The sequence below is a fragment of the Gordonia alkanivorans NBRC 16433 genome, assembly GCF_000225505.1.
GTDB lineage: Bacteria > Actinomycetota > Actinomycetes > Mycobacteriales > Mycobacteriaceae > Gordonia > Gordonia alkanivorans.
In genome coordinates this window covers 135116-156340 of the sequence record NZ_BACI01000060.1, presented here as the reverse complement: position 1 = coordinate 156340, position 21225 = coordinate 135116, and the positions used below count along the sequence as shown (strand labels likewise).

General features: G+C 68.2%; 23 protein-coding genes. 5 read left to right on the top strand and 18 right to left on the bottom strand.

All coding sequences use genetic code 11. The annotated features are described in order from the left end of the window. Positions 1-67: 67 nt before the first annotated feature. From GOALK_RS11785 to GOALK_RS11740, 10 genes are all read right to left on the bottom strand, one after another. Positions 68-400 (bottom strand): hypothetical protein, encoded by a 333-nt coding sequence (locus tag GOALK_RS11785; protein WP_157139151.1) that lies wholly within the window; start codon positions 398-400, stop codon positions 68-70. Between the two features lie 246 nt (positions 401-646). Then, on the bottom strand, positions 647-1018 hold the full coding sequence (locus GOALK_RS11780) for an Rv3654c family TadE-like protein (protein WP_006359044.1): 372 nt from the start codon (positions 1016-1018) through the stop codon (positions 647-649). Further along, positions 1015-1416, bottom strand: a complete 402-nt coding sequence (locus tag GOALK_RS11775) for a TadE family type IV pilus minor pilin (protein WP_006359043.1) — start codon at positions 1414-1416, stop codon at positions 1015-1017. Before GOALK_RS11775 ends, GOALK_RS11780 begins: the two co-directional genes overlap by 4 nt. Further along, the gene (locus GOALK_RS11770; protein WP_006359042.1) at positions 1416-1631 is read right to left on the bottom strand and encodes a DUF4244 domain-containing protein; all 216 of its coding nucleotides are present in this window, start codon (positions 1629-1631) and stop codon (positions 1416-1418) included. Before GOALK_RS11770 ends, GOALK_RS11775 begins: the two co-directional genes overlap by 1 nt. A gap of 124 nt (positions 1632-1755) precedes the next feature. Then, the gene (locus tag GOALK_RS11765; RefSeq protein ID WP_006359041.1) at positions 1756-2130 is read right to left on the bottom strand and encodes a VOC family protein; all 375 of its coding nucleotides are present in this window, start codon (positions 2128-2130) and stop codon (positions 1756-1758) included. Between the two features lie 54 nt (positions 2131-2184). Continuing rightward, the gene (locus GOALK_RS11760) at positions 2185-2799 is read right to left on the bottom strand and encodes a type II secretion system F family protein (protein ID WP_006359040.1); all 615 of its coding nucleotides are present in this window, start codon (positions 2797-2799) and stop codon (positions 2185-2187) included. Then, positions 2796-3662 carry a type II secretion system F family protein gene (locus GOALK_RS11755; protein ID WP_006359039.1) on the bottom strand — a complete coding sequence of 289 codons (867 nt, stop codon included), beginning with the start codon at positions 3660-3662 and terminating at the stop codon, positions 2796-2798. Before GOALK_RS11755 ends, GOALK_RS11760 begins: the two co-directional genes overlap by 4 nt. Then, the gene (locus tag GOALK_RS11750) at positions 3659-4897 is read right to left on the bottom strand and encodes a TadA family conjugal transfer-associated ATPase (protein WP_006359038.1); all 1239 of its coding nucleotides are present in this window, start codon (positions 4895-4897) and stop codon (positions 3659-3661) included. The genes GOALK_RS11755 and GOALK_RS11750 overlap by 4 nt, the downstream gene beginning before the upstream one ends. Continuing rightward, entirely contained in the window at positions 4894-5952 is a 1059-nt protein-coding gene (ssd, locus tag GOALK_RS11745; protein ID WP_040004164.1) for a septum site-determining protein Ssd, read from the bottom strand. The genes GOALK_RS11750 and ssd overlap by 4 nt, the downstream gene beginning before the upstream one ends. Before the next feature lie 1036 nt (positions 5953-6988). After that, positions 6989-7744, bottom strand: a complete 756-nt coding sequence (locus GOALK_RS11740; protein WP_040004163.1) for a Fic family protein — start codon at positions 7742-7744, stop codon at positions 6989-6991. A 409-nt stretch (positions 7745-8153) separates the two neighbouring features. Between GOALK_RS11740 and acs the strand changes: the two genes are divergently transcribed. The 3 genes from acs (at position 8154) to GOALK_RS11725 (ending at position 11859) form a co-directional block, all read left to right on the top strand. Then, positions 8154-10097, top strand: coding sequence for an acetate--CoA ligase (gene acs, locus GOALK_RS11735; protein ID WP_006359035.1), 1944 nt, complete (start codon positions 8154-8156; stop codon positions 10095-10097). Positions 10098-10278: 181 nt separating this feature from the next. After that, a complete protein-coding gene (locus tag GOALK_RS11730) occupies positions 10279-10791 on the top strand; it encodes a phage holin family protein (protein ID WP_006359034.1) in 513 nt (170 codons plus the stop codon). Positions 10792-10794: 3 nt separating this feature from the next. Continuing rightward, positions 10795-11859, top strand: coding sequence for an alpha/beta fold hydrolase (locus tag GOALK_RS11725; RefSeq protein ID WP_006359033.1), 1065 nt, complete (start codon positions 10795-10797; stop codon positions 11857-11859). On the opposite strand, the gene GOALK_RS11720 is transcribed toward GOALK_RS11725, so the two are convergent. From GOALK_RS11720 to nth, 4 genes are read right to left on the bottom strand one after another with little or no spacing between them, the layout of a single operon-like run. Then, complete coding sequence (locus GOALK_RS11720) at positions 11774-12967, bottom strand: MarP family serine protease (RefSeq protein ID WP_006359032.1); 1194 nt, start codon at positions 12965-12967, stop codon at positions 11774-11776. The two genes, GOALK_RS11725 and GOALK_RS11720, sit on opposite strands and share 86 nt — an antisense overlap. Next, positions 12967-13794 (bottom strand): NUDIX hydrolase, encoded by an 828-nt coding sequence (locus tag GOALK_RS11715; protein ID WP_006359031.1) that lies wholly within the window; start codon positions 13792-13794, stop codon positions 12967-12969. Before GOALK_RS11715 ends, GOALK_RS11720 begins: the two co-directional genes overlap by 1 nt. After that, a complete protein-coding gene (locus tag GOALK_RS11710) occupies positions 13791-14531 on the bottom strand; it encodes a TlpA family protein disulfide reductase (protein WP_006359030.1) in 741 nt (246 codons plus the stop codon). Before GOALK_RS11710 ends, GOALK_RS11715 begins: the two co-directional genes overlap by 4 nt. Next, positions 14528-15331 (bottom strand): endonuclease III, encoded by an 804-nt coding sequence (nth, locus tag GOALK_RS11705; protein WP_006359029.1) that lies wholly within the window; start codon positions 15329-15331, stop codon positions 14528-14530. The genes GOALK_RS11710 and nth overlap by 4 nt, the downstream gene beginning before the upstream one ends. A 209-nt stretch (positions 15332-15540) precedes the next feature. Between nth and GOALK_RS11700 the strand changes: the two genes are divergently transcribed. Then, positions 15541-15801 (top strand): hypothetical protein, encoded by a 261-nt coding sequence (locus GOALK_RS11700; protein WP_006359028.1) that lies wholly within the window; start codon positions 15541-15543, stop codon positions 15799-15801. 221 nt (positions 15802-16022) lie between these two features. Beyond that, on the top strand, positions 16023-16697 hold the full coding sequence (locus GOALK_RS11695; protein ID WP_005194565.1) for a Crp/Fnr family transcriptional regulator: 675 nt from the start codon (positions 16023-16025) through the stop codon (positions 16695-16697). Positions 16698-16860: 163 nt separating this feature from the next. On the opposite strand, the gene GOALK_RS11690 is transcribed toward GOALK_RS11695, so the two are convergent. The 4 genes from GOALK_RS11690 to GOALK_RS11675 all read right to left on the bottom strand — a co-directional run bounded on the left by GOALK_RS11690 (position 16861) and on the right by GOALK_RS11675 (position 21137). Next, positions 16861-17682, bottom strand: a complete 822-nt coding sequence (locus tag GOALK_RS11690; RefSeq protein ID WP_006359027.1) for an MBL fold metallo-hydrolase — start codon at positions 17680-17682, stop codon at positions 16861-16863. 76 nt (positions 17683-17758) lie between these two features. Further along, entirely contained in the window at positions 17759-18175 is a 417-nt protein-coding gene (locus GOALK_RS11685) for a DUF2628 domain-containing protein (RefSeq protein WP_006359026.1), read from the bottom strand. Positions 18176-18272: 97 nt separating this feature from the next. Next, a complete protein-coding gene (locus GOALK_RS11680; RefSeq protein ID WP_232283166.1) occupies positions 18273-19502 on the bottom strand; it encodes an MFS transporter in 1230 nt (409 codons plus the stop codon). A 75-nt stretch (positions 19503-19577) separates the two neighbouring features. Next, on the bottom strand, positions 19578-21137 hold the full coding sequence (locus GOALK_RS11675) for an MFS transporter (RefSeq protein WP_006359024.1): 1560 nt from the start codon (positions 21135-21137) through the stop codon (positions 19578-19580). Between the last annotated feature and the right edge of the window lie 88 nt (positions 21138-21225).

Below are 21225 nucleotides of genomic sequence, written 5' to 3'. Positions count from 1 at the left end.
GTCTGGTCGTGTCGTTCACGAGGCCCTGGTCGTACACGCTCTTCCGCGCTAGGTCACTCGGACCCTGTTAGGACGCGAACACCTCCTTGTACCTCTCTGCCTCAGACGGTTTGAGATCACCCGACACACGGAGCACCGCATCTCCACGAACCGTGTCGTACTCCTGTCCGAGCATCGGGGCTCCCTTCAGCACCCGCTGGATGTAGTCGGCACGCGCTTGGGCTGATGCATGGTCTGGCCACTGTTCGACCATTGCCCCGCAGTCAACACCGATGCTGCTGCCCGGCAACTCGAGACAACCAACGCGCGAGTCTTCGATGACAAAGGCTGTCGTGTACCCGTTTGGGCGACCGATCAGATTGTTCGGGTCGTTTTCTTCGGTGATCTCAATGATCTTCACCACTTCGGGTATCGATGTCTTCAATCGCTCGGCCAAGTCAGAGGCAGTCAGAGGTTGAGCTGTCATCACCCCGGGGAGTGCGGAAGCTTGCTGAGGAGCATCTTTCTCAGACGAGCATCCCGCGAGTAGTACAAGTGCGGCGGCAGTGGCTACGAAGGCTCTAATCACGTCCGTAACCGTACGACGACCTGATTTGGCCGATCCCCAGACTCCGTTCTCTTGTCCGACGCGGGTAGCGCTCCACCGTCACTCGACCGGACCGGCCCGCGCGGACGCCGTGGCCGCCCGGACGCCGAAGGTGCCCAGGTCGACCGGGACCCGCACCGACACGAGCACGTCCTCACCGTCCGTTCGGCACGCGACCACCTCGACCGAAGGCCGTTGTGCCGTCGCCATTGCACGCGCAGCGGTGCAGGGTTCGGACTCCCCCGCCACGTGATCTGCGGCTGCGGCCAGCGCGGACAGGTCAGCTGCCGACTGAGCGCGGTGACGGGCGAGCACGGCCGCGCCGACGTAGATGACCATGACGAGAACTGCCGCGAGAGCGGCGATCGCGAACGCACCCAGCACCGTCGCATTGCCATGGTCATCTGCGACGAGACCGCGGACGGCCCTCACGGTTCGACGCCGGGCGCGAAGACCACCTGATCCTCGCCTCGCGGTTCCTTGGCGGCCACGGCCTGTGCCGACATCGTGAGGCCCGGCAACAACGCCACCGAGGTGCGCACCTGCGCGACGACACGTTTCCCCTGGACCGACACCAACACCACGGCCCGATCCCCCGCCATCCGCTTCGCGACCTCGCGCGCCGAATCGTCACCCGCTGCCGTCAGCCGTGCCGCCTCCCGCGCAGCGTCGGTACAACGGATCTGGGCCGTCACGCCACCGATCGCTCCGACGGCGAGCAGCACCGCGACCACGATCGCAGCGACCGCGTATGCCGCCTCGACCGTCACCATCCCCGCCTCATCCCGACCGATCTCCGCAATCCGAATCCTCAGCGCACGCAAGCACATCAGCCCACCGAGGTGTTGAGAGCCTTCCCGATGATGCCGGTCAGCGCACTCACGATGTTGTCCCCGGTGATCACCGTGTAGAGGATCGCCCCGAACGCCGCGGCCGCAATTGTGCCGATCGCGTATTCCGCCGTGGACATGCCGTCCTCGTCGGTGATCAGCCGCGTGGCGTGCGCACCTGCACGATCGATGAGACGAGAAAGGTTGTGGGTCATGGGTTCTCCTGTCGGGACGAGCGACCTTCGAGTTCTGCACTACTTGGACGCATCAAAGCCCCGCTGGGATCCATCGAGTTTTCGACTCCGCACCCCTCGAGGGGTGGGTTTGCGAGCGGACACCTCAGGCGGACGACCAGACGCCGAGCTCGTTACCGCTCGGGTCGGTGAAGTGAAACCGTCGGCCGCCCGGAAAGTCGTAGGGACCGTTGACGATCTGACCTCCCGCCGCACGCACCTTCTCAACCGTCACGTCGAGGTCATCGGAGTACAGCAGGACCAGCGGGCCGCCCCGGGTGGGCGCCGAGTCGCCGAGCGCGAGGCCGCCCGCCTCCGGCGATCCTGCTCCTCCCGGCCCGACGATTCCCGAGTAACCGGGTCCGTAGTCGTTGAACTCCCAGCCGAACGCGCCCGAATAGAAGGTCCGCGCCGCAGCCATGTCCGTGACGGTGAGCTCGACGTAGTCGATCGCATGGTGTCGGTGTCCGGTGTCAACCATGTCTCCAGTGTGCTGGTGGGCACCGACAGTTCGTGAGCACTTCCGCGCTCGCAGTCAGAACGCGCCGAGCACCGTCGACGCCAGACCGACCACTACCGGCACGATCCCGAGACAGATGAACGCAGGCAGGAAGCACAGCCCGAGCGGACCACTGATCGCCACTCCGGCGCGCTCGGCCGCGGCCAGCGCATCGTCATGAGCGCGGCGTCGAACATCGTCCGCCAGTTCCGCGAGTCCGCCCGCCAGTGACGAACCGGCTCGGGCCGAGCGTCTGGCCAGCGCCGCGAGGGCTTCGAGATGGTCGTCGGCCGACCTCTTCGCCTCCGATGAATCCTCGAGCAGCGCCGCCCATGCGGTGTCCGGGTCGGCACCGAGTTGCAGCAGGTCAGCGACACGCGCGAGCGGCCGGGCGAGCGACGGCGGGGCCCGGCCGGCAACGACCGCCGCGGCGACACCCACCGGCAACCCGGCCCGGAGGCACACGGCGAACAGATCGAAGGCGGATGCCACGGCGAACGGATCCTCCCGCGGTGGACCCGCACCCAGCCATCTCGGCGAGCGGTCGGGGCCCGGCGGAGGGTCGACGACCCGGTACAGCCGCCAGCGCGGCGCGGGCCAGACCAGCAACCCCGCGGCCAAGGACGCCATCGCGATCGCCACCCCGGTCAACGGGCCAGCACTTTCCCGGTGATGCGTTCCGACCACGCGACTCCGGCTGCGGCCAAGACGGTTCCGACCATCAGCAGGACGCCGCCGAGACCACCGCCGAGGAGTACCTGGATCGGCCCGGCGCCGGTCGCCTGGCCCAGTGCAATACCGAGCAGGGGCAGACCGGCCAGCACCATCGCCGTCGCACGCGGCCCCGACAGGCCGGCACGTGTGCGGTCGGCGAATCCGCGGCGCGACCGCAGATCGGACCGCAACGCCGCCAGCGTGTCCACCATCGGCAGGCCGTACTGTTCGGCGGTCTGCCAGGCCACTCCGATCCGACGCCACGACGCCGCCCCCGACGCGTCCTCCGAACCCGGTGTCGGCTCCGGACCTGCGATCGCCGACCCACCGAGCGACGCTCGCGACGCCATCGCCTCGAGCCCATCGGCGATCTCCGAACAGCCACGACCACCGTCGGCCGTGCGCCGCCGAAGCTCGGCGACCGCAACCTCGCAGGCGTGCACCGGGGGCGCGCCGACCGAAAGTTCCGAGATCATCAGGGACAGCGCCAGCAGCAGGTCGTCCAACCGACGATCGAACCTCTTCTCCGCCTGTCGACGTCGTCGAATCCACATCACGAGCGCTACGACGATGCCCGCCGCAACCGCGGCCGAGAGCCCACCGAGCACCAAGGCCGCCACCGGTGCACCCGCGGCGAGAAGCGCCATCCGATTCGACGATCGGGTGACGCGCGGCCTCCCCACGACGATCTGCAGGCGCTGCCAGGCCCGCGGCGGCGACCACAACAGGACACCGAACCCGAGGGCCACCAGGACCGGGGCCACCAGGACCGGGGCCATCGGCGGGATCCCGGACATCATGCCGACAGCCGGCGCGGACCAGCGGAGGTCCCGGGGTCGTCAGCGGACCGACCGCCGGGCGGTCGATGTCTGGCGAGCATCGTGTCGAAGAACGGTCGGTGGTCGGTGAAACCACTGTCTCGCAACCAGATCGGCACGATGTCGACTCGCCCGTCAGGAGCACGCCGTACGACGCCGATCTCGACGAGCCCACGTGAACCGTCCGCTCGGCGCGCGACACCGAGCACCATCTGCAGGGCCGCGCCCAACTGGCTGTGCAACGCATCGCGACCCATCCCGCCCAGCGCGGCAAGGGCTTCCATCCGCGCCGGCACCTCGGAGGTCGAGTTGGCGTGCACGGTCCCGGCGCTGCCGTCGTGTCCGGTATTGAGTGCGGTGAGCAGGTCGATCACCTCGGCGCCTCGCACCTCCCCGACGACGATCCGGTCGGGCCGCATGCGCAGCGCCTGCCGCACCAGCGCACGCACCGGAACCTCGCCCACGCCTTCGACATTCGCCGCGCGTGCCACGAGTCGAACCACTTGGGGATGGCGGGGCGCGAGCTCGAGGGCGTCCTCGACACACACGAGCCGCTCACGAGTGTTCATCTCGCCGATCAGCGCGTTCAGCAGCGTCGTTTTTCCGGAGCCCGTGCCGCCGATGACCAGGAAGGAGAAGCGGTGTCGGAGGATGTCACCGATGATCCCGACCACCTCTGCCGGGATGGCGCCGCCGGCGATCAGACTCGGCAGGTCCTTCGACGCTGCACGCAGCACCCGCAACGATATACAGGTGCCGTCGGCGGCGAGCGGCGGGATGATCGCGTGTAGTCGCACCGTGTATCCGCGCCGGCCGACGTCGGACAGCTGGCCGTCGACCCACGGTTGCGCGTCGTCGAGGCGACGTCCGGCGCTCAGCGCGAGACGTCCCGCCAGGCGCCGGACCGATGCCTCGTCGGGAAAGCGGATCGTCGCCGGCTCGAGTCCGCGTCCGCGGTCCACCCATACGTCGTCGGGACCGGCTACGAGGATGTCGGCGATGTCTGGTTCGGCGAGCAGTGCCTCCAGCTTTCCGGCGCCGGTGAGCTCCGTTTGAAGGAAACGGAGTGCCGCGAGGAGGTCGGTGTCGCCCAGGACACCGCCGGCCTCGGCACGGATCGCCTCGGCGATCACCGCCGGGCTCGGTTCCGCGGCATCTGAGGCCAGCCGAGACCGGACGCGTTCGAGCAGCTCGTCGTCAGTTCGATCGACTGTCACGCCGCTCTCCCCTGCCCTGCCACCCTCGAGTGGACGGCTTGGGCCGCACGTCCGAGCGGACTGCGGGGTCGGACGCGGAGCGGTCCACCCTCCAGCCGGACCGGAAGACGCGGGTCAGGCCGATACGCGGCGATCAAGGGGACCCCGATCGCGTCGGCGACCTGCGCGGGCCGCAGACCACCCGGTGACGGACCCCGGACCACGAGTTCGACGGAGACCTCGTCACCGATGAGCCGGCCGACCACCCGACGTGCCGCGGCGCAGCCACCGACCGACGGGGCGGAGACCAGCACGACGAGATCCGCCGAAGCGATCGCTGTACGGACGACCGGGGTGTCGGCGCGCGGAAGGTCGACCACCACAAGATCTCCGTGGGCCTGACCTGCGTCGATGACCGCGGCCACCGCGTCAGAGCCCGGCGCCCGCGTGGGGAGACGTTCCGAGGTCAACACCGCGAGACCACTCCCGGCACGTGGCAGGGCGTGGTGCAACGCCGTGCCACCGACGACGCCTCCGTCCAGCGACAGGTCCTGCCAGCGCAAGCCCGGGCGCTGCTCGATCCCGAGCAGCAGGTCGGTACCGGGCGCGACGTCGTCGAGATCGAGGAGCAGGGTGGACGATCCGTTCCCGACGCTGGTGAGAGCCACCGCCGCGGCCAGCGTCGATGCGCCGGCTCCACCATGTGCGCCGATCACCGCGAGGACACCCGCGGGCCGGCGGCGAGGTACGCGGACGTCGGTCAACGATCTGACCAGGCGATTCTCGTCAGACGGCAGCGCGGCCGCGTCGGTGGCCCCGAGGTCCATCGCCATCCGCCAGGTGTCGGCTCGCGGTTCCTCCGCACTGACGAGGATCAGACCGTCGCGACGCGGTGGATGTATCAGAGTGAGGACGGCGATCGCCGCCGGATCGGCCACCACGGCGCGGCTGGTGAGCCATTCACGGCGACAGTCGTCGGGCCGGGCGGCGACGGTGCGATATCCGGCGGCCGCCGCGCAGCGGGCGACGTCGTCATACAGATCCGGGTCGACGAGAACGAGCAGATCATCGGGCATGGCGTCGATGATGAGGCGGAGAAGGTCCCTCAGGAGCCCGCTCGCGGCCTCTGTGGACATCGTCGGCGGGCTGTGGAAAGAATCCACAGGACAATGGCCGAGCAGACTACAACTGGCAGTGAACGAATGTCCGCAAAGGCGGAGGCTGCCCCTAGATAGAAGACAACCCCGGCCAGGGGGGGAGGAGGCCGGGGTTGTCGCGTTTCAGCCCCGGGGGGTCGGGCTGAAAGGCGCCGGTATCAGAACCGGGTACCGACGACTATACACGGCTTCTGATTCTTTGCAAGTACAACAATCGTTCTTCGCAAATGTCCGTTCTGATCCTCGGGAGACCGACGAGGCTTATACACAGCGCTCCAGCTAACACATTTTCTCAAGGAAACTTGCAGTTGGTGAATCTCGGACATCCGGGCCGTCCGCCGGGGTTGCGGACGACCCCGAAGGTCGGATCGTCATGACGAACCCGGAACCCATCGGGACCCCGAGACCCGCGTCGCGACACGCCGGCCACCGCACGCCGCGCGCCGGACAGCACCGTCTCGGATCGCGAATACCCTGCCCCGCAGTACTTCCCGTCGATTCCGGGAAGTCGTTCAACATTTGGACACCGATCACTTGATGTGACCGCGATCACGGTGTACAACAGTGGTACGGAAGTTCGGAGGGCCAAGCCCGATCCGGAAGAGAAGGACCGAGTCCCCGCTCCGAGCACTTCCCAGCACGGGCGGCAAGCACCCACGCGGAGCACGCCGCATAAAGGCAAAAGCGTTGTGCGCCTGCGAAATCGCGGCAGGAGAAACGACCGCCACATTAGTTGCGCCACTGCCTTCCCCCCGCCGGCGAGGAGCCCGGGGAGAATGGCCTTGAAGATGGCCGCACGTGGACGGTACGGGCGACCTGACCCGCGTTCAATCGCCGAGGCGGTGACCACAACCCACCAAGCACGCTTGGTAACTTGAGTCCGTGCTACGCGGGCGGCAACCTCGTCGGTAACGACAGGGAGGCCGCCCGCAGTGTTGTCCGGGGTCGGTTCGAACTACCCCGCCCGCGCCGCATCGGCAATCGACTTCGCCTCCGCCGCACCGGCTTCGAGCGCCTCGCAACAGAACACGAGCCAGTCCCGCAACCCGTCCGGACCACCCGAGGCGAAGGCCGCCGCCAGCGACCGATACTCACCCGCGCGCTTGAACCAGGTGACCTCCGGGACCCCCAGACAATGCGGGTCGAGTCCCGTCGCGGCGCCCACGAGCCTGGACACGGCACGCGCGACCACTCCGTTCGCAGTCGGGAAGGGCTGGAGCCCGAGAAGCTCGCCGTGCACCACCGCGGCGAGCACCGGCGCCGGCACCGACGTGGCACCGGTTATCAACTGCCCCAACAGATCGAGACGATTCGCCACATCCGTCTCGGGTCGCGGGCGGCCCAGCTCGTCGTGATTCGCGACGAGGTCGGCGGCGGCGAGCGTGTGCAAACGAGCGAGTGCCTGAGCAGGGGCGCGTCGGATCACGCCGGTGAGGGTCTCGAGCGATTCACCGTCGAGGGCCTGCGACACGCGCATCGCCCCCGCGAGAATCGGATCGTCGAAGTCCCCGTCGCGGCGTAGTTCCACGCTTCCGCCGTCGATCGCAGCCGACGACCGGCCCGCCCGCCACGACGCCTCGGTGGCCGTTTTGTCCCATCCGCGCAGGTTGGCGGGGTGCCGATGCACCGCGGACAGCGCGTCACGCGCTCGATCGGCAGCGTCGGCCACGCCGGGGAGGTCCAGCAGAGGAGCCAAAGGATCGTTGGTCACGCCCTGACGATAGTTGCGCGAACTCGTCGCGTGCTCCCCCGACCCCGGTCGGACCATACCCACGGCGCCTCGCTCCAACCCGGACATCGATGTAGTCCAACCGGTCGATGATCGAAAGGCCTCACGAACGAACCATGACGACACTTATTGTTAGTGATGGTTTCGAATATTCGCCCTCCGCCCATTCTTGCGGGCGCCTGAACAAGGCCGCGGTCATGCGTGAACAATGGGTGACGACCGCTCGTCGCGAAAGAGCCACCGCTCGTCGCGAATCGACCACGCTCATCGGAGCACCGGTACCCCGTTGCAACGTGGCGTGACTACGCTCACACCAGCGATCCGTCATCCCGTCGTGTCACCTTTACTCTGGGTTGATCCGCCGTCGAGAAGCGAAAGGCTCATTTCACTGATGTCCTCCACCACCGTCCAGGCGTTCCCGCCATCCGAAGAGTTCGCCGCGCAGGCCAACGCCAACGCCGAGATCTACGACCGTGCAGACGCGGACCGACTCGAGTTCTGGGCGGAGCAGGCGCGTCGACTCGATTGGGCCACCGACTTCACCGACACCCTCGACTGGTCGAACGCACCGTTCGCGAAGTGGTTCGTCGGAGGCAAGCTCAACGTCTCCGTGAACTGCGTGGACCGGCACGTCGCCGCGGGCAAGGGCGATCGCGTCGCCATCCACTGGGTCGGCGAACCCGGCGACACCCGCGACCTCACCTACAGCCAGCTGCTCACCGAGGTCAGCAAGGCGGCCAACTACTTCACCTCCATCGGCCTGCAGGCCGGCGACCGCGTCGCCATCTACATGCCGATGGTCCCCGAGGCCCTGATCTCGATGCTCGCCTGCGCGCGCCTCGGCCTCACCCACTCCGTCGTGTTCGCGGGCTTCTCCTCGGGCGCCCTGCGCTCCCGCGTCGACGATGCCGAGGCCAAGCTCGTCATCACCACCGACGGTCAGTACCGACGCGGCGAGCCCGCCCCCCTCAAGACCAACGTCGATGAGGCGCTGGGCACCGGCGACGACGCCGCGAAGTCGGTCGAGAAGGTCCTCGTGGTGCGTCGCACCAATCACGACCCCGGCCTGAACTGGGTCGAGGGACGCGACGTCTGGTGGGAGGACACCGTCGACCAGCAGTCCGACGTCCACGAACCGGAGGCCTTCGACTCCGAGCACCCGCTGTTCCTGCTCTACACCTCCGGCACCACCGGCAAGCCCAAGGGCATCGTCCACTCTTCGGGCGGTTACCTGACCCAGGTCAGCTACACCTTCCACTACGTCTTCGACCACAAGGAAGGCCGCGACGTCTTCTGGTGTGGCGCCGACATCGGCTGGGTGACCGGCCACTCGTACCTCGTCTACGGGCCGCTCTCCAACGGCGCCACCGAGGTGGTCTACGAGGGCACCCCGAACTCCCCCAACGAGCATCGCCACTTCGAGATCATCGAGAAGTACGGCGTCACGATCTACTACATCGCCCCGACGCTGATCCGCACGTTCATGAAGTGGGGCCAGCAGATCCCCGAGGCCCACGACCTGTCGTCGGTCCGCCTGCTCGGCAGCGTCGGCGAGCCGATCAACCCCGAGGCGTGGAGGTGGTTCCGCGAGGTCATCGGCGGTGGCAAGGCACCGATCGTCGACACCTGGTGGCAGACCGAGACCGGCGCGATCATGATCTCGCCGCTTCCCGGCGTGACCGCGACCAAGCCCGGCTCGGCGATGAAGCCGCTGCCCGGCATCAGCGCGAACATCGTCGACGACCAGGGCAACCCCGTCGGCGCCGGCGAGCAGGGTTATCTCGTCCTCGATCAGCCGTGGCCGGCGATGCTGCGCGGGATCTGGGGCGACGAGGAGCGCTTCCGCGACACCTATTGGTCGCGTTTCGCCGAGCAGGGCTGGTACTTCGCCGGTGACGGCGCCCGCTACGACGAGGACCACGCCCTCTGGGTCCTCGGCCGCGTCGACGACGTGATGAACGTGTCCGGCCACCGCATTTCCACCGCCGAGGTCGAGTCGGCCCTCGTCGGGCACTCCGGTGTGGCCGAGGCCGCGGTCATCGGCGCCGCCGACGAGACCACCGGCCAGGGCATCGTCGCCTTCGTCATCCTCCGCGAGGGCGTCGAGAACACCGGCGACGAGCTGATCGCCGAGCTCCGCATGCAGGTGTCGGTGGAGATCTCCCCGATCGCCAAGCCGCGCGAGATCAACGTCGTGCCGGAGCTGCCCAAGACGCGTTCGGGCAAGATCATGCGCCGCCTGCTCAAGGATGTGGCCGAGGGCCGCGAGCTCGGCGACACCTCGACGCTCGTCGATCCGTCGGTGTTCGAGGCGATCCGCTCGAAGAAGTCCTGACGCTCGCGAGCTCGCTCCTCAGGGAGCAGGAACGACTGCGTCGATGCGCCGCCGGTGACAAGTTCACCGGCGGCGCATCGGGCTCTCGGCGGACTTTCACCGGCATCTCGCCGGGTGGGCCGCCACCTCGTGAGCCCACACATGGCAACATATGGCCATCAGCCGAACAACGGAGGATTCTGTGAGCCCCAACGAGCACGGCCTGCCCGAAGCGGGGCGGGACTCCGTCCCGTCGATCCCACTCTCGGACGCGAACGCCGGTCCCAACGGCGAGCCGAGCATCGGGAGCCTGGTCAAGGACGCCACCGCGAGCGTCTCGACCCTGTTCCGGTCCGAGGTCGCCCTCGCCAAGGCCGAGCTCGTCGGTGAGGCCAAGAAGGCCGGCGCGGGTACGGGTCTGCTGATCGTCGCCGGCGTGATGGCGCTGTACTCCAGCTTCTTCTTCTTCTTCTTCCTGGCCGAACTGCTCGACGAGTTCGTGTGGCGCTGGCTGGCGTTCCTGATCGTCTTCCTGATCCTCGTCGTGGTCACCTGCATCGCGGCGTTCGTCGGCTACATCTTCTTCAAGAAAGTCCGTGGACCGAAGAAGACGATGGAATCGGTCAACGAGTTGTCGACGGTGCTGCCCCACCGCGGCCCCGGCCATCCGCAGGCCCCGGCGCACCCGAGGATCCCTCCCGCCCGCGAGGGGTGAGTCTTGAGCGAGGCACCTGACCCGTCGAGCGTTCGTCTTCCCGGCGACTGGGAGCACCTCGACGTCCGCGCCAACGGTGTCCGGTTCCACGCGGTCGAACCGGCGGGGGTTCCCGCCGGCGACCGACCGCTCGTACTGCTGCTCCACGGCTTCGGCGAGTTCTGGTGGAGCTGGAGACACCAGCTGACCGCGCTCACCGAGGCCGGTTTCCGGGCCGTCGCGGTCGACCTCCGCGGTTACGGCGACACCGACAAACCGCCTCGCGGCTACGACGGCTGGACCCTGGCCGGTGACACCAACGGTCTCGTCCGCGCCCTCGGGCACACCAGCGCCACACTCATCGGCCACTCCGACGGCGGACTGGTCTGCTGGGCGACCGCCACCCTGCATCCCCGCGTCGTCGACCGGATCGTCGTGGTCGCGTCGCCTCACCCGCGGGCACTGCGTCGACGCGCGCTGCGTGACCGGGCTCAGCGGGAACAGTTCCTGAACCTCTTCCTGCGCAACCAGATCCCGCGCGTCGGCGAACGACAGGTCACCCGGGACGACGCGGCGTTCATCGCAGACTATTTCGCGCAGCGATCGTCGTCGTCCTGGCGCTCCGGACCCGACTACGCGCAGACCGTCGAACTGAACCGGTCGGCGATGCTGATCCCCTACGTCGCGCACTGCAGTCTGGAGTACCGACGCTGGGCGTTCCGCTCCCAGTTCCGGCCCGACGGACTGCGTTTCATGGAGTTGATGGACCAGCGGCTACACCTGCCGGTCCTCGCCCTGCGCGGCCGCGACGACCCGTACATCCTCAGCGACGCCATCGCCGACGGCCGTCGGTGGGCGGCGCACCAGACCTACCGGCAGATCGAGGGCAGCGGGCACTTCGTGCACCAGGAGCAGCCCGCGGCGGTGACCGAGGCGATCCTCGAGTTCCTCCGGACCGAACCGGAGGCGACCAACGACGTGGCCACCGAGAAGGCGCGGCGGATCAGGCCAGCACGCACCTCTTGGTACTCACCCGCTCGCTTCGTCGCTCGGATTCGTCGAAGTCGGCGCGCACCTGACGGGCGGTGAGCACGAAGCCGGTCTCGTCGGCCACGTTCTCCGCCGCACCGAACACGACCCCGAGCACCTCGCCGTCCGAGTTGAGCAGCGGTCCACCGGAATTGCCCTGCCGGATCGATCCGCGCACGGCATAGACCTCACGCGTGACCTGACCGGTCCGGTAGATGTCGTCGCCGGTGTGGTTGAACGTCGACCGGACACGCAGCGGGCTGACGTAGAACGGCCCGGCCTCGGGGAAGCCGAGCGCGATGGCGTCGTCGCCGGTCGACGCCGGCCGCGAGGCGAATCTCAGTGCGGGCGCGCGGAGGCCGGGGACGTCGAGGACGGCGATGTCGGTGTCGCTGTCGAAGAGGACGACCTTCGCGGGGAGCCGTGCCCCGGTGGAGGTCTCGACCTCGAGGCGTTCGGTGCCGGCCACCACGTGGGCGTTGGTCATCACGCGCTCGGGCGAGACGACGAAGCCGCTGCCCTCGAGGGCCTGGCGGCAGCTCGGCGCGACACCCTCGATCTTGACGACGCTCGGACGCGCCTGGCGGACCACGGGCAGGTCGGCCAGCGCCGGGTCGGGCGGGTCGACATTGGTCGACGGCGTGCTCACGAACGGGAACTTGGGAAGCCCGGAACTGTCGAGGAGCGCTTTGAAATCGCCGGGCAGATCGTTGACCCACTGCGGCGACAGCACCTCGACGCCGGTCAGGACCTTGGAGTCGCGTACCGCCCCGGCGATGGCCGGGTCGGCGGAACCGCGCAACGGGATCGCCAGCAGTCCCGCGGCCAGGAGCACGGCCACGACCTGCAGGATCGAACCGACGCCACTGTCGATGGCCCGCAGTCCCGGCGACCGGATGCCGCCTCGCGCGGCCCGGCCCAACACCATGCCGGCCACCTCACCGATGACCACCAGCACGACGAGCACGGCAATCCCGACGAGCACCCGGACCTGCAGGTCGTCGAAACGCTCGATCAGATGCGGCGCAAGGAGCAGTCCCGCGACCGCCCCGAGCGCGACGCCGATGAACGCGAGCGCCGAGGCGACCGCACCGGACCGGTAGCCGCTGATCGCGGCGAGGAGCGCGATGCCGATGACGATGACGTCGACCCACGCGGACCCGGTCATCAGTTCGCACCCGGTCCGGCGTGGGCGTCGGGGTCGGTGGTCCCACGCGGATGGACCGCGCTGAAACCCGACTCCTGACGGTTGCCCGCACGTTCGATCATCTCGTCGAGCGGTCGGACATCGTTCTTGTCCCAGGGGCGGTCCCAGCCGGATGCGTCGCTGATGGCCGCGATGAGCCCGCCGGTGAAGCCCCAGACGAGCAGACCGTCGACGAAAAAGGCCGGCCCCTGGTAGAGGCGGCCGCCCATCACCGAACGACGCACCTGGAAGCGGTTCTCGGGAGCGAGGAGCTCGCGCAGGTTGATGCGGTCGACGCGGGCGGTCTCACCGGGATCGACGACGCTCACCTCGCTCGGCTCGCGCCAGTAACCGATCACCGGCACGACGTCGAAGCCCGACGGCGGAACCGGGAAGGTCGGCAGGTTTGCCACGATGTGCACACCCGACGCGTCGAGACCGGTCTCCTCGCGCGCCTCGCGCAGTGCGGTGCCGACCGGGAAGTCGTCGCCCGGATCGGCAGCACCTCCGGGGAAGGCGACCTGTCCGCTGTGCTGACGCAGGGTCGACGCGCGTTCGGTCAGCAGCACCTCGGCGTCGGCGGGAACGCCACCGGGGTGATCGTCGGCGGCCTCCCAGGAACCGGAGAACAGAACCAGGACCGCGGCTGCGCGGCGGTCGCGCCGGAACATCTGGGCCCAACGGGTCCGGTCCCCGCCCCGATTGTTGACGCTCTCGGAGACAGCGTCGACGTCGCGGGTCAGCGCATGCATCCACGGCGGGATCTCGTCGGGATGCACGAGTGGGCCGACGTGCGAGTCGTTGCTCATACGGTCACGCCCAGGTACTCCTCGACCGCGTCGGCGATCTCCTGCGGGCTGTCGAACACTCCGGGGTACACCTTGGCGATCGTGCCGTCGGGGCGCAGGAAGACGGTCGACGGGAAGACCCGTGGCGCGGTGATGGCGGCGGCCACCCGGCCGTCGGGATCGAGCACGGACGGCAAGCGAACTCCGATCTCGGTGAGCAGTGTCAGCGGGAAGAACGGGTTGGTCCCGCCTTCCTTGGCGTGAAGTGCCAGCACCGTGACGCGGTCGCCGGCGCGGGCGGCGAACTCCTCGAAGTACGGCAGCTCTGTCTTGCAGGGGCCGCACCATTGCGCCCAGACATTGACGACGAGGGGCTTTCCCGCGGTGGCGGCGCCGAGGTCGTACGGCGCGCCGGTCCCCAGACACGGTTCGACGATGCCGGCCAGCACCGAGTCCGGGTTCTCCGGCAGGCCCGTGACCGGGCAGTCGGCGAGCTCTGCGTCGGCCCGTGCCTGCGCCACGCGGGCTTCGTCGACCGGCGCGTCGAAGGGGCGTGGCCCGCTGACCGACGGCGGCGACCCGGTGGTCGGCGAAGGGGCGTCGCCGCGGGGCCAGATCGCGACGATGAGCGCGATCATCACGATGACGAAGACGAGGGTCCAGCGCGCAGCGGCCGGGAAGCGAGAGGTCGGCGGCGCGGGGGGTTCGGGGGAATCGGCGGGTTGCGGGGTCGCCGGTTCGGTGGCGTTGTCGTTCACGGGGCGGCGAGTCCCGCCAGTCGGAGCAGGTGCTCGGTCTCGGGGCCCTTGACCAGTGCGGCCGCCTCGGCCTTGTCCATCGGACCCGTGCCCACCGACGGGCAGTCCTTGGCGAGGATGCAGACCCCACACGCAGGCTTGCGGGCATGGCACACACGCCGACCGTGGAAGATCACGCGGTGGGACAGGTCGGTCCACTCCTTGCGTTCGATCAGTTCACCGACGGCGTGCTCGACCTTCACCGGGTCTTCTTCCTCGGTCCACTGCCAGCGTCGGACCAGGCGACCGAAGTGCGTGTCGACGGTGATCCCCGGGACCCCGAACGCGTTTCCGAGAACGACATTGGCCGTCTTGCGGCCGAACCCGGGCAGTGACACCAGGTCCTTCAACTTGTTCGGGACCTCACCGTCGTACCGCTCGACGAGGGCCTGGCCGAGTCCGATGATCGAGTTCGCCTTGTTCCGGTAGAAGCCGGTCGAGCGGATCATCTCCTCGAGTTCGGTGCGGTCGGCCTCGGCGTAGTCGCGGGCGGTGCGGTACTTCGCGAACAGCGCCGGGGTGGTCTGGTTGACCCGCACGTCGGTGCACTGAGCCGACAGGATGGTGGCGACCGACAGCTCGAGCGGGTTGGTGAAGTCGAGTTCGCAGTACACGTGCGGGAACGCGACCTTGAGGGTGCGGTTCATCCGGCGCGCGCGTCGGACCAGCCCGAGGTGGGTCTCCTGCTTGCGGGCCGGGGCCTGACCCACGGACGCAGCCTTACGTGCGCTCACGTGATTCAGGTTAGCGATGTCCTGCACGAACTCCGCTCACCACGGCCGTCGGTGACCGCCCCGACCCGCACGCCCGAGCCCATCACCGCAGGTCAAGGGCGTTGCTCCGGTTCCGGTGTGAGCTACCCGGCTCAATCGGGCGAAATGAGGGACGCAACCTACGGTCAGGTAACAAGTCAGTGACGTCGCCTTGTCCGATGAGGATTCTGCGGGGTCGATTGTGTTTACTTGTCCCCATGCATGGTCTCGCAGCACTGCTGTTCCCGGCTGTACTCATGCTCTTCGCCATGGGCATGGACAAGTTGCAGGCCCGGGTCGACCGCGTGTCCGTCTCGAACGACGAGGTCGACGAATTCATCGACCGCACGGGGTCCCAGAACGCCGGCAAGCCGCCGCACGGTTCCGCGCCCGCCGAACTGCACGAGTTGCGGTTCCATCGCTTCGACCACGATCCGGCATCCGCCGAGCACGCCGCCTCGCCGCAGCGGGCCAGCTGATCCGCGAGCAGCAAGCGCACACCGTTCCCGACGCCTCTTTCTCGGTGTCGACAGCCCATCGGCGGCCGATGATCGTCGAATCGCCGCATCTAGTCCGTCAGACACACCCGTAATGCGCCGTCAGTGACCCATTTAACACCTATGCTGGTTCGCGGGGTAGCGTATCCAAGGGCGCGATCTCACACGTGGCTGTAGCAAAGATTTCGAGAAAGGTTCCCTAGGTGGAAGAAGTACTGGCGCGGGCAGGCATATTTCAAGGTGTCGAGCCTTCTGCCGTCGCGGCGCTGACCAAGCAGCTTCAGCCCGTTGACTTCCCTCGTGGACACGTCATCTTCCATGAAGGCGAGCCCGGTGACCGGCTCTACATCATCATGTCCGGCAAGGTGAAGGTCGGCCGTCGCTCCCCGGACGGTCGCGAGAACCTGCTGACGATCATGGGACCGTCGGACATGTTCGGCGAGCTCTCCATCTTCGACCCGGGCCCCCGTACCTCGTCGGCGACGACGGTGACCGAGGTCCGCGCGGTGTCGATGGACCGTGACGCCCTGCGCGCGTGGATCAAGGACCGTCCCGAGATCGCGGAGCAGTTGCTCCGCGTGCTCGCGCGTCGTCTGCGCCGCACCAACAACAACCTCGCCGACCTGATCTTCACCGACGTGCCCGGTCGCGTCGCGAAGCAGCTCCTGCAGCTCGCGCAGCGTTTCGGCACGCAGGAGGGCGGCGCCCTGCGCGTCACCCACGACCTGACCCAGGAAGAGATCGCCCAGCTGGTCGGCGCCTCGCGCGAGACCGTGAACAAGGCACTCGCCGACTTCGCGCAGCGCGGCTGGCTGCGCCTCGAGGGCAAGAGCGTCCTGATCGCCGACTCCGAGCGTCTGGCGCGTCGCGCACGCTGACCCTTGCTTCGCTCGTTCCTCGGGGAGCGAGTACGACGGAAGACAAGAGCCGCTCGTTCCTCCGGGGACGAGCGGCTCTTGCGTTTGTCCAAAAGCGCTACCTGAGGCCAGGTGCGCTATCCACAGGTAGCGCCCCTGCGCCGAAGTTGCGACTCTGCGGCCCTCAGGCGTGCCGCAGATACTCCAGCTGCGCCTTCACCGACATCCGCGCGGCCGGCCAGAGCTTCTTGTCGACGTCGGAGTAGACCCGGCGCACCACCTTCATCGGCTTCGCCTCGTGGGGAGACACGCCCATGTCGTCGAGGGCGGCCACGATCTGGTCGATCCGCTCCTCGCGGTGGGCCTTGTAGAACCGGGCGACCGGCACGAGATCGGGATGATCGGGGCCGTGTGCGGGAAGCAGTGCCGCACCGTCACCTTCGACGATCAGCCGGTTGAGGGAGTTCAGGTAGTCGCGCAGCCCACCGTCGCTGGGGTCCAGTACGGTCGTGCCACTTCCCAGGATGGTGTCTCCGGTCAGCACCGCGCGCTGGTCGTCGTGCTCGACGAGGAAGCTCACCGAGTCGCCGGTGTGTCCGGGTGTGTGCAGCACGGTGATCCGCAGCCCCGCGATCTCGATGACCTCGCGGTCGCGTAGGGGTTCGGCGTTCCGGCAGAACTTGTCGAGACGCGCACGCACAGGCGCACCGGTGCGCTGGTGGAGACGCTTGACCCCACCGGTGTGGTCGAAATGCCGGTGGGTGATGAGGGTCAGTGCGACCCCGGGCAGTTCGGCGAGGCGTCGTGCGTGGTGCTTGTATTTCGGCGGGCCGGGGTCGACGACGACGCACTCGTCACTGCCCGGCGCCCGCAACACGTAGGTGTTGGTGCCGTCGAGTTCCATCATCCCCGAGTTGTCGCACAACAGAACCGAGGCGAAGGGCGTGACCTCCCGCAGCACCCCGTAGGCGGGGTGTGTGGGAACGGCATCGTCGGAGTCGCTCATGACTCCGAGCCTATCCATTGCCGGCGACCCGGGACACACTGCTCCGCGCATCCGACCACGGTGAGTCGATCCGCGGTCAGCTCTTACTGCGCCCCATGCCCTCGAAGACGTTCCACGACCGGTTGTCGTTCCGGACGTGCAGGTACCACGCGTAGTTCGCGGTCGTCGCGTACAGCGCACCGACACCACACGCGATGGCCAGGTCGAAGCTGCTCGGGACATTCAGGGTCAACAGCACGAAGTTGAACACGAGCGTCAGTGCGAACAGCATCAGACCCTTGCGCCACATACCCTTCACGGCGAAGTAGATCGGTCCGAAGAAGAACGCCAGTGGATTGAACGCGAGCCGCGCGCGCTGCCCGAATGACAGCCGCTTCATCGCCTCTCGGGCGGGCGGGTCGGCGGGCGGTCCGTAGGCGTCGTAGAAGGCGAACCGGCTGTGCCAGCTCGGCGGTACGGCCTGATCACGGATGGGCTGTTCGGAGAAGGTCATCTTTTCCTGTTCCTCGACCCCCGACGACCGGGGTACCTTTCACGGACTACTCATCGGCCGCCTCGTTCACGCCCTCGGCACTGCCGTCGCTCGAACTCTAGGCCATCGCCGCCTGTCGTCGCCCGCGCGCACCGTCGACGACGACGTATACCGCGGTGACGACAGCGATCGTCCCGGCACCGAGGACGAGAGTCGCGTAGCCGAAAGCTCCCACCACGACCCCGGCGAGCGCGCCCGCCCCGGCACCCGCGAGACTCATCGACGTGTCCGAGACACCCTGTGCAGCAGCGCGTCTCGTCACGTCGACGGCATCGGTCAGCAGCGTCGACGCGGCAACCGTGGACGCCGACCATCCGATGCCCAGCACGACCAGCGCGGCGACCAGGCCTGCCTGGGAGTCGACGAAGACGAACCCGAGGACACAACTGACCACGAGCATCGCCTGGCCACCGAGTATCACCGGCACGCGTCCAACCCGGTCGGCGAGGACGCCCATGACCGGCGAGAGCGCGTACATCCCGGCGATGTGAGCGCTGATCGACAACCCCACGAGAGTCACCGACGCGCCACCGTGGTGCATGTGGACGGGCGTCAGAGCCATCACCCCGACCATCACCGCGTGTGCCGAGACCACCGCCGCCAACGCAGCTCGGGCGGAGGGGGATTGCACGATCGCCGAGAACCCATCCGCCAGAGACGGTCTCGACGTCGACTTCGGAGTCCCACGATTGGCCTCGATCAGCGGGTCGGGCCGCAGTCCGACGAGGAGTACTGCTGCGGCACACAAGCATCCGACGGCACCCAGCAGGAACGGACCTGCCATGTCGGCCATCCCGACCCATCCCGCGACCGTCGCCCCCAGCGGCACCAACGCGGGGCCGACGACGGCGCCGACCATCGTCATCCACACCACCAGCGACAGGTCTCGTCCGCGGGTCTCCGGTGCGGCCAGATCCGTTGCCGCGAAACGCGCCTGGAGGCTGACCGCGGTGCCCGAACCAAGGGCGATCATCCCGGCGAGCATCAGCAGGAACCGGCCCTGATCCACGCCGAAGGCCACGATCAGGGTACCCGTGGCGGCCACGAGCAGACCGGTGGTGAGCGCAGGTCGCCGCCCCCGCGCCGATGCCAGCGCGGCGAGCGGCAGACCGGCCGCCGCAGCACCGAGAGTCAGCACCGTGGCCGGCAATCCGGCCAGCGACTCGGTCCCGGACAGTTCCTCACCGAGGATCGCGCCGAGTGCCAGTGCCCCGCCCATGGACACGCCACCCAGGACCTGGACCAGGCACAGCAGGACGACGGTACGCCGCTGGATCGCGGCGTGCATCGGTTCGGCGACGGATTCACTCGGGGCGTTCACCCCCACAGCATCGACGTTCCGGCGCGACACCGCCACGTCATCTCAACCCGTGCGCCGCATGCGCAACGCGTTCAGGGTCCCGAGTGCACCCGCGGCCAGCGGGATCACCAGTGCCACCTGCAACGCCACCGGACGGACGTCGGTGTTGATCCGGATGATCTCGGCGCGGACTTCCGGTGGTTGTCCGGCGAGCAGCTCTGACAGTCGGGAGTTGCTCATGACCTGCGCGTCGTCGTCGAGCACCTGCGCGACACGTTGCTGCTCAGCAGGTTCCAGAACGGTGCTCGATTCCGACTCGGCGGTGAACCCGAACGCGAGAGACGCCAGCAGGACCGCACCCGCACAGGCCAGGCCGAAGGAGAGTCCGAACGAGCCGGCGGCGGAGTTCGTCCCGGCCGCCTCGCTCACCCGTTCTTCGCTCATCGGCCCCAGCGTGTAGTCGTTGAGTTGGGAGACGAGCAGTCCCAGCCCGGATCCGGCCACCAGGAGCGGAATGATCAGTCCCCAACCGAATTCGGCGCGGGGCACGATCGGGATCAGCACGGCGATACCCGCGGTGAGAAGCGCGAAGCCGAGGAGGACGATGGTCGACGCGGGCCGCTCGCCCGCCTTCCGGCCGGCGAGCAGCGCCACCGCGAACATGCTGAGCGACAAGGGCGCCAATGACAGGCCGGCCTGCATCGCGTCGTATTCGAGGACCATCTGCAGATAGATCGGCAGCGCGATCATGATGCCGCCCAGGGCGATCTGCTGGAGCAGTTGTTGACTCACCCCGATCCGGAACGGCTTGGAGCGGAACAGTTCCGGGTCGAGCAGGGTGGGCCGACCGGCTCGCCGCCGCCGGATCAGCCACCAGGTCAGACCCGCGAGCGCGGCGGCCCCGACCACCAGCAGTGCACCTACGGATTCCCCTCCCTCCTGCCACACCAGGATTCCGAGAACGATGCCACCCATGCCGATCACCGAGAGCAGGGCGCCGACGAGGTCGACGCCGCGCGGTCCGGTGAACTCGACATCGCGGACGAGTCCGATGCCGCACAACACGATCGCGATGATGACGACCTCGCTCAGGAACGCGAGTCGCCAGGAGAGGTAGGTCGTGACGAATCCGCCGAGCAGCGGGCCGACCGCCGCCGCGATCGCCGCAGCCGCGCCGACGAGGGCGTAGACCCGCTTCTGGTCGTCCCCGGCAAAGTTCCCGTGAACAAGGGACTGCATCGCGGGCAACAGGAGAGACGCCCCGATTCCGCCGATGATGGCCCAGAAGACGATGACGGTCGTCAGTCCCTGGGCGAACACCATCGCCATCGCGCCGACGGCGTAGCCGAGCAGACCGAGGACGTACGCGCGGCGCCGGCCGATGAGATCGCCGATCTTGCCGCCGATCAGGATGAACGCCGCTGACACCAGGGCTTCGAGCGCGATCGCCGACTGCACCCCGCTGACGGTCGTCCCCAGGTCTCGGACGACGGCCGAGATCGAGACGTTCATGACCGACGTGTCGACGACCAGCACGAACATCGCCATCGCGAGCAGGAGCGCGAGGACCCGTTGCTTTCCCGACAGCGGCGCGGCGGTACCGGGAACCGTGGCATCGGTCATTCCGCACCGCCTCGCCGGCCGGCCGGCGAAGCATCGGGTGACGCATGCGACCGACCCGATACCGAGGATAGGTCCGCGGGCGGCCCCC

Bases quoted from the DNA above. Each gene is read 5' to 3' on its own strand.
- GOALK_RS11775 (WP_006359043.1), bottom strand. From the start codon at position 1,416: ATGTGCTTGCGTGCGCTGAGGATTCGGATTGCGGAGATCGGTCGGGAT.
- GOALK_RS11770 (WP_006359042.1), bottom strand. From the start codon at position 1,631: ATGACCCACAACCTTTCTCGTCTCATCGATCGTGCAGGTGCGCACGCC.
- GOALK_RS11765 (WP_006359041.1), bottom strand. From the start codon at position 2,130: ATGGTTGACACCGGACACCGACACCATGCGATCGACTACGTCGAGCTC.
- GOALK_RS11755 (WP_006359039.1), bottom strand. From the start codon at position 3,662: ATGATGTCCGGGATCCCGCCGATGGCCCCGGTCCTGGTGGCCCCGGTC.
- ssd (WP_040004164.1), bottom strand. From the start codon at position 5,952: ATGCCCGATGATCTGCTCGTTCTCGTCGACCCGGATCTGTATGACGAC.
- acs (WP_006359035.1), top strand. From the start codon at position 8,154: ATGTCCTCCACCACCGTCCAGGCGTTCCCGCCATCCGAAGAGTTCGCC.
- GOALK_RS11720 (WP_006359032.1), bottom strand. From the start codon at position 12,967: ATGACCGGGTCCGCGTGGGTCGACGTCATCGTCATCGGCATCGCGCTC.
- GOALK_RS11715 (WP_006359031.1), bottom strand. From the start codon at position 13,794: ATGAGCAACGACTCGCACGTCGGCCCACTCGTGCATCCCGACGAGATC.
- GOALK_RS11700 (WP_006359028.1), top strand. From the start codon at position 15,541: ATGCATGGTCTCGCAGCACTGCTGTTCCCGGCTGTACTCATGCTCTTC.
- GOALK_RS11690 (WP_006359027.1), bottom strand. From the start codon at position 17,682: ATGAGCGACTCCGACGATGCCGTTCCCACACACCCCGCCTACGGGGTG.
- GOALK_RS11685 (WP_006359026.1), bottom strand. From the start codon at position 18,175: ATGACCTTCTCCGAACAGCCCATCCGTGATCAGGCCGTACCGCCGAGC.
- GOALK_RS11680 (WP_232283166.1), bottom strand. From the start codon at position 19,502: ATGCACGCCGCGATCCAGCGGCGTACCGTCGTCCTGCTGTGCCTGGTC.
- GOALK_RS11675 (WP_006359024.1), bottom strand. From the start codon at position 21,137: ATGACCGATGCCACGGTTCCCGGTACCGCCGCGCCGCTGTCGGGAAAG.